Origin of the sequence: Mycobacterium sp. 4D054 (genome assembly GCF_052245755.1) — a bacterium.
Taxonomy (GTDB): Bacteria; Actinomycetota; Actinomycetes; order Mycobacteriales; family Mycobacteriaceae; genus Mycobacterium.
In genome coordinates this window covers 1-6591 of sequence record NZ_JBQQCF010000095.1, presented here as the reverse complement: position 1 = coordinate 6591, position 6591 = coordinate 1, and the positions used below count along the sequence as shown (strand labels likewise).

The window sequence follows — 6591 nt, the reverse complement described above, 5'->3', positions numbered from 1 at the left end:
ATTACAACGCCAATCGGCCCCACTCCGCCCATGGCGACCGCACCCCAGCCGAGTTTGCCCTACAGTGGGCCGCGACCCATCAACCGAAAGTCGCATAACGACTGGACCACCAAACGGGTCCCTCTCAATGGCTATCGCCGCATCGGTGCCAAGAGCTGAGCTACTCGTCGCGACGTACACCGTCTTGCCGTCGCGGCTGATGGCCACTGCGCGCGACGACCCGGGCAGCGGCACCTCGGTAACCGCACCGGTGGACAGATTCACCACCGAAAGCGACTTGCCGGTGGGGGAATCGTCCCGCGCGATGTAGGCCCGGTTCCCGTGTACCTCCACAGCGGTGGCGTCATGCAGGTACGCGCCCACGTCGACCGTCCGCTTCAGGGTGCCCGTGCGCGTATCGACGACACCCATCTTCCCGTTGTGCGAGAAGACGTATGCCGTGCGGCCGTCGGAGCTCAGAGTGACATTGGCCAGATAATTGCCCACCGACACCGGGAAGGTCCTCAGAACCTTCCGCGTGCCGGCGTCGATGACGGTCATGGTGCCGCTCATCCCGTTCGGCCGGTTCGCCCGGTAGTTCACCGTCACGATGTAGTTGCCGGCCGCCGCGACGTCGTCGACCTCGTCAGGAACCGAAACCCGGATGACCTTGTCGGTTTGAGTGTCGACGATGTCAATGGCGTTGCCTGTTGCGACGTACACGTATCGGCCGCCGGGACTTGTCGTCGTGCCGCCGGCCGTACCGGTGAGTTGGTAGCTGTCGACGATGGCGACTTTCGGGGCCTCGAACGGTGGCACTGCGGCCGCCATCACGAAGTGATCGGGCGCGGACTGATCCGGCGGGCTCGCCGGCGTTTCCGCGGTGGGTGCCGCCCTGTCGGCTTTGGCGGACGGGTTGGGAGGAAGCGCGGAAGACAGCACGGAGACGGGGACGAGCGCATTGAGCGGGGCGTCGCCTGTGGATGACGCATCGTCGGCTACTGCGGTGCCCACGGCCGCCGTCGTGAACTCGATCGCAGCCGGTGGTGCTTGCAGCGGCTGCGAGGAGAGAGTCGAACGGTGGGCCCCTTCGTCGACGCTGCTGATGTCGGTGCCGGCCATGCCGGTGACCGGATCCAGGTCCGCTTCGTCCCCGTCGTCGTCACTGTCCTGGGTGGCCGAGTTGTCTTCGACGCGAGTAGCTTTCGACTCGACGCCGTTCTCCTCGCTGCCACGCTCGGAGAAGTCGGTGTCGGATTCTGCGTCCGAGTCGGCGGAGTCATCGGTTCGCGCCGGATGCAGTGTCCGCTGCCTGGTGTCGGCAGCCTCGCGCTGAGAGGCGTCCGCAGCCCGTGAGGATGACTGCGAGTCATTCGCCGACGATGCAGAGGCGTTGCTTGCCGACTCCGAGCCGGTATCAGCCTGCGCAACACCGGGGGCCGCGGCCAGTGCCGCACCCACTCCCAGCGTGACAGCACCAGCGCCCAGCCATGTGGATATGTGCTGGCCATTGCGCTTCGCGCGATGACGTCCGCGAGTCTTGCGCCGCCTCGCAGAACCGGAAACCCCCGCCGATGCCCCCACGATTCCCCCTCAGTTCGTTTTGTTAGCTAGCTTCGCACCTTCACGTCCGGTTGCCCGTCGATTCTGCGACGAGTCAGACGTTTGACCGACACCGCGCGGTGGATCCGCCGACCGTCGGGCTCTGGTGGTATCAAGCGGGCTCGTGGCGAGGAACCTCTGACGCCGATCAGGCGGCGATGTCCCGGCGTTGAAGTCCGGCGACACCGGCCAGAGTCATCAACCCGGCGATCGCCACAAATGTTGCGAGAAACCACCAGTCGGGTGCTTGGGCCGGGGTGGCGGCGACGTGGACGAACGGTGAGAGGGTCGACACCCAGGACGGGGCGCCGATGCTGTCGGCGATGACGTTGAGCAGGAATCCGCCGACCACGGGCACCGCACCGACCGCAGTCACCGCACCCGGCGCCCAGCCGACCGCCAACACCGCAGCGCCGAGCGCCAGCCAGGCCACCGGCACGGTGTTCAACGTACCGGCGACGGCGTCGAGTAGGCCCAACCGCGCTCCGGTCAACGTCGCTCCGATGCTCATCGCCACCGCGGCGACCAGATGCAGCGTCACCACGCCGACCGCGGTCACCAGGATCTCGCAGCCGAGGACCGACGTTCGGGAGACTGGTCCGGCCAACACCGGAGTCCAGCGTTGTGCACGCTCGTCGGCCACCCACGCGGCCAACCGGGTCGCCGCATACAGGCCGGTGGGTATCGCGAGCAGACCGAACAACGCCGCGGCGAAGCCGGAGGCGGTGTGCAAGCCGGCGAAACCGGCCGCGGACGCCAACTCGGCGAACCGGGGATTCTGGTCGAAGAAGTCGAGGATCGACGCGATCAGCGCACCCAAGATGAGGAAGTAGAGGCCGATTCCGACCGCCCAGCCGACCACCGGTCGCACGGCCCGGCGACCGGTGAACGCCAAAACCGAACTGAGCAGCCACATTCGCGGCGCCCGACGGCTGCGGGGGCCGATCCATCCGGCGCCGAGGTCACGGCGGTGGGCGGCTGCCACCGCAGCGGCGGTCACCGCCACGGCGTAGGCGGCGAGCGCCACCAACGGCACCGGATCGTTGTCGGCATACGGTGCGACACGCCCCATCAACCCGAAGGGGCTCATCCACGCCGTGAACGCCAGCACGCTGACGCCGTCAGACAGCATGCGTAGCAACAGCGCCGCGACCAGGACCCCGACGGCGGCACCGGCCGCCGTCGGCCGGTTTCCGACGTCCGTTCGCGCGTAAGCTGCATGCACGGTGTGCCGGGAAGTCTGGTCGGCAGCACGCGGAGGCGACTAGCCGGGCGTGTTCATGGGATTGTCGATACAGCTGAGGTATGCACTTGTCAGGCAGCCGGTCTCGAGGGTGCGCGGTGCTTCGCCGGCGTCCCGTGCCCACGGTGTCGACAAATGCCGGCATGAGCGATCGAGGTGTGCGGTGAGCGGACCCAGGCGCTTGATTTGCGCGATCACCCACCCAGGACAACCGCGGGCGGCCGTACCCCCCTCTATGGCCGCCCGCGGCTGAAAACCGACAGGCCGGTCGCCGCAGCCCACGCCGGCCGGCGAAGAGTTCGGCACAATGTCCGGAGATGGTGGGGTCAGCTGATCTTCGGGGGTGGTGCGCGTGATCCGGCGTCGGCACCTGCTGATTCCCGCAGCGACGGCCGCGCTGGTGCTGCTGCTGGTCTTCAACGGCGCCAGCGGCACGTTGCTGTTCGCGCATGCACCACGCGATCCGCTGGCGCGCGCCGACGCGATCGTGGTGCTCGGCGGGGAACACGACGGCCGCGAGGCCTACGGGCTGCGACTGGCCGAGCAGGGCTATGCGCCGACCGTGCTGCTGTCGAACCCGTACCACGCCAAAGACAAGGTGATGCGCAAAGCCTGCGCGCCGCGCACCGACATCCAAGTGATCTGCCGCAAGCCCGCGCCGGCCACCACCCGCGGCGAAGCGCGCATGGCCCGCGACCTCGCCGACGCCTACGGCTGGCACAAGATCGTCGTCGTCAGCTGGCGCTACCACCTGCCGCGCGCCCGACGCATCTTCGACCAGTGCTTCACCACGCCGACGCGCAGCGTGATCATGCGCGACGTGCCCCGCGAGTATCCGTTCTCGGTGGCGCAGTGGCAGTACACCTACCTCTACCAGTACGGCGGATGGGTGAAAGCCGAACTGATCGGCTGTTAACGCAACTTCACGTACAACGTCGTGCCGGCCCGCAGCGCCAGGTACCCGGCCAACGCGAACGTCGCCCCGACCGCGCAGTGCACCGCCAACCGTCGGGTGACCCGCCACGCCGTCGCCGCGATCGCGTCCCCGCCCAGCCACAGCGGCCGCGCCAGGCTCACCATGACCATGCTCGCCGCCGAGCCGAGCACCCCGACACCGACCAGCGCGGTCAACGCCTCGGACCGCTCTTGGACGCCGAACGCCCCCAGCAACGCGCACACCACCGCCGTCACCGCCAGCGGCCTGCGCCGCCCGACCAGCGCCAACGCGGTGCCCGCGGCGCCGCCGAGCGCGACCAGCACCCACGTCACCGCGTCACCGCCCGCGTAGCCAGCAGGCCCAGCAGCAGTCCGCCGAGCGCGGCGGCCGGGGTCAGGGTCAGAAACGCGATCGACAACAGCGCCGGCTGGCTGACCGTCAGCACCGCGTAGGCGCTCAGACTGGCCGCGCCGGCGCACACACCCAGCACGAAACTCGGCACCGGCCCGGTCGCACCGCGGGCCACCACGAAGGTCGCGACGGTGAACGCCACCCCGACCGTGAGCGTCGTCGACACCAGCAGCTGATGCGGTTGCGGCCAAGTGTCCGCGGCGGCATATCTGATCAGCGCGCCGACCGCGCCACCCGGGACCAGGGCCCACGGCAGCGCTTGGGAGCGGTGGTGTTGACCCGGCACAAGTTGAGGCTATGTCTGAATTGTCGTCCCGGCCGCGCCGGACTACGAGGTCTTCGACACCCGGGGCTCGGACGGATCCACCTGACGCTGCATCCAGCGGCGACGGCTGGGCCGCATCGGGGTGACGTTGCCGGCGGTGTCGGGATGCTCGGGGTGGCGCAGCTCGTACTCATCTTCGAGCGCCTCGGCCAGGCCGCCGCCGGTCAGCGTGGACTCCAGCGCCTTCTCCGGGTTGCGGGCGAACTCGTCGGGGAACACGTAGCGGCGGAACGCCCAGAACCGGAACGCCATCTGCAGCAGGTTGCCGATGATGTAGGCCGACACGAAGTCGGCGATGTTCTCCGTCATCAGCGACACCATCGGCGCGCGCAGCATGAACACGTAGCTGGAGATCCACAGCGGGGCCATGCTCAACAGCACGCCCACGCCGCTGACCCCGAAGAACAGCAGCGCCTCGTGATGACGCTCCCGGCCGCCCCGGTCGCGGAAACTCCATTCGCGGTTCAGGATGTAAGAAGCGATCACCGCGACGATGCCGGCGATGATCTTCGCCGTCACCGGCTTGGGCTCCAGGATCGTCAACTTCAGCGTGAAGAAGATCGCCGAATCGATGACGAACGTGGTCGCACCGACGATGGCAAACTTGATCAGCTCGTGGTGCCGTTCGGCGTAGGGACGGATCGGCCCCGGAAGGCGGCGGATCGTCGCATCGGCAAAGGACACAAGGAGCCAGTTTACGTAAGCGGCTGCCCAGATGCCGCATCGCGGCGTAACCGCAGGTCAATGCTGTGGCGCCGGTCATGACAACATATACGCCGTGTCACGAACTTCCGCTTCTCCACCCGTCGTAGCAATGATCGGCGGCGGCCAACTCGCCCGGATGACGGCCCAGGCCGCAATCGCGCTCGGTCAGACGCTGCGTGTGCTGGCGGTCCGCAGCGATGAATCCGCGGCCCAGGTCACCCCCGACGTCGTCCTCGGCTCGCACACCGACCTCGCCGCGCTGCAGCGCGTCGCCGAGGGGGCCACCGCGTTCACGTTCGACCACGAACACGTGCCCCCGGACCTGCTGGAGAAGTTGGTGGCCGACGGGGTGAACGTGCTGCCGCCGCCGTCGGCGCTGGTGCACGCGCAGGACAAGCTGCTGATGCGCCGGCGGCTCTCCGAGCTCGGCGCCCCGGTGCCGCGCTTCTCCGCGGTGTCCTCGGTCGAGGACGCGGTGGCGTTCGCCGACGAGGTGGGCGGGCCCATCGTCATCAAGACCGTGCGCGGCGGATACGACGGGCGCGGGGTGATCATGCCGGCGTCGGTGAGCGAGGTTCGGGAGGTCGTCGCGCAGTATCTGGCCGACGGCGTCCCGGTGATGATCGAGGAGCGGGTGCAGATGCGCCGCGAGCTGGCCGCGTTGGTGGCCCGCTCACCGTTCGGGCAGGGCGCGGCGTGGCCGGTGGTCGAGACCGTGCAGCGCGACGGCATCTGTGTGACCGTGTTGGCCCCGGCGCCCGGACTCTCCGAGGAATTGGGCTCTGCCGCTTCGGAATTGGCGTTGTCGATAGCGTCGGCGCTCGGGGTCGTCGGGGTGCTGGCCGTCGAGTTGTTCGAGACCGTGTCCGGGGAGCTGATGGTCAACGAGCTCGCGATGCGGCCGCACAACTCCGGACACTGGACCATGGACGGCGCGCGCACCTCGCAGTTCGAGCAGCATCTGCGCGCGGTGCTCGACTACCCGCTGGGCGACACCGCGGCGCTGGCGCCGACTGTGATGGGCAACGTGCTGGGAGCTCCGCAGACACCGGCGATGTCGATGGACGAGCGCGTGCACCACCTGTTCGCGCGGATGCCCGACGCGAAGGTGCATCTCTACGGCAAGGAGGAGCGGCCCGGCCGCAAGATCGGGCACGTCAACATCGTCGGCGGCACCGAGTCGGTGGAGTCCCTGCGAGAGCGTGCCGAGCGGGCGGCACACTGGTTGTCGCACGCAGAGTGGACCGACGGATGGGATCCTCACGCATGAGTTGCCCTGTGTCAAGCCGCCCTGGGTTGATCCTGGTTGATCAGCTTTTGGAGGGCCCTGTGTTGGGTGGGATCGTAGGCGACTTCGTCGTGCCAGCAGTGCCAGAGGATGTAGAGCCA

General features: G+C 68.4%; 8 protein-coding genes. 3 read left to right on the top strand and 5 right to left on the bottom strand.

Annotation, left to right across the window (positions count from 1 at the left end; all coding sequences use genetic code 11):
* Positions 1-1101: hypothetical protein (locus tag ACTWP6_RS29520; RefSeq protein ID WP_443189547.1), on the bottom strand; the 1101-nt coding region annotated here is incomplete at its 3' end.
* Here ACTWP6_RS29520 and ACTWP6_RS29515 point away from each other — a divergent pair.
* On the top strand, positions 1060-1335 hold the full coding sequence (locus ACTWP6_RS29515) for a hypothetical protein (RefSeq protein ID WP_443189545.1): 276 nt from the start codon (positions 1060-1062) through the stop codon (positions 1333-1335). The genes ACTWP6_RS29520 and ACTWP6_RS29515 overlap by 42 nt on opposite strands.
* A 394-nt stretch (positions 1336-1729) precedes the next feature.
* Here ACTWP6_RS29515 and ACTWP6_RS29510 read toward each other — a convergent pair whose 3' ends face one another.
* Positions 1730-2806, bottom strand: a complete 1077-nt coding sequence (locus ACTWP6_RS29510; protein ID WP_443189544.1) for a hypothetical protein — start codon at positions 2804-2806, stop codon at positions 1730-1732.
* A 373-nt stretch (positions 2807-3179) separates the two neighbouring features.
* Here ACTWP6_RS29510 and ACTWP6_RS29505 point away from each other — a divergent pair, with 373 nt between their 5' ends.
* Positions 3180-3740, top strand: a complete 561-nt coding sequence (locus tag ACTWP6_RS29505; protein ID WP_396885424.1) for a YdcF family protein — start codon at positions 3180-3182, stop codon at positions 3738-3740.
* Here the strand turns inward: ACTWP6_RS29505 and ACTWP6_RS29500 are convergent.
* Genes ACTWP6_RS29500 through ACTWP6_RS29490 form a run of 3 tightly spaced genes read right to left on the bottom strand, consistent with a single transcriptional unit; the run spans position 3737 to position 5181 of the window.
* Positions 3737-4093 (bottom strand): hypothetical protein, encoded by a 357-nt coding sequence (locus tag ACTWP6_RS29500; protein ID WP_260757692.1) that lies wholly within the window; start codon positions 4091-4093, stop codon positions 3737-3739. The genes ACTWP6_RS29505 and ACTWP6_RS29500 overlap by 4 nt on opposite strands.
* Positions 4090-4458: a chromosome condensation protein CrcB gene (locus ACTWP6_RS29495; protein WP_443189543.1), complete on the bottom strand. Its 369-nt coding sequence runs from the start codon at positions 4456-4458 to the stop codon at positions 4090-4092. Before ACTWP6_RS29495 ends, ACTWP6_RS29500 begins: the two co-directional genes overlap by 4 nt.
* A 42-nt stretch (positions 4459-4500) precedes the next feature.
* Positions 4501-5181, bottom strand: a complete 681-nt coding sequence (locus tag ACTWP6_RS29490) for a GtrA family protein (protein ID WP_260757694.1) — start codon at positions 5179-5181, stop codon at positions 4501-4503.
* Positions 5182-5266: 85 nt separating this feature from the next.
* On the opposite strand from ACTWP6_RS29490, the gene ACTWP6_RS29485 reads away from it, so the two are divergent.
* On the top strand, positions 5267-6472 hold the full coding sequence (locus tag ACTWP6_RS29485; protein WP_443189546.1) for a 5-(carboxyamino)imidazole ribonucleotide synthase: 1206 nt from the start codon (positions 5267-5269) through the stop codon (positions 6470-6472).
* The last annotated feature ends 119 nt before the right edge of the window (positions 6473-6591 follow it).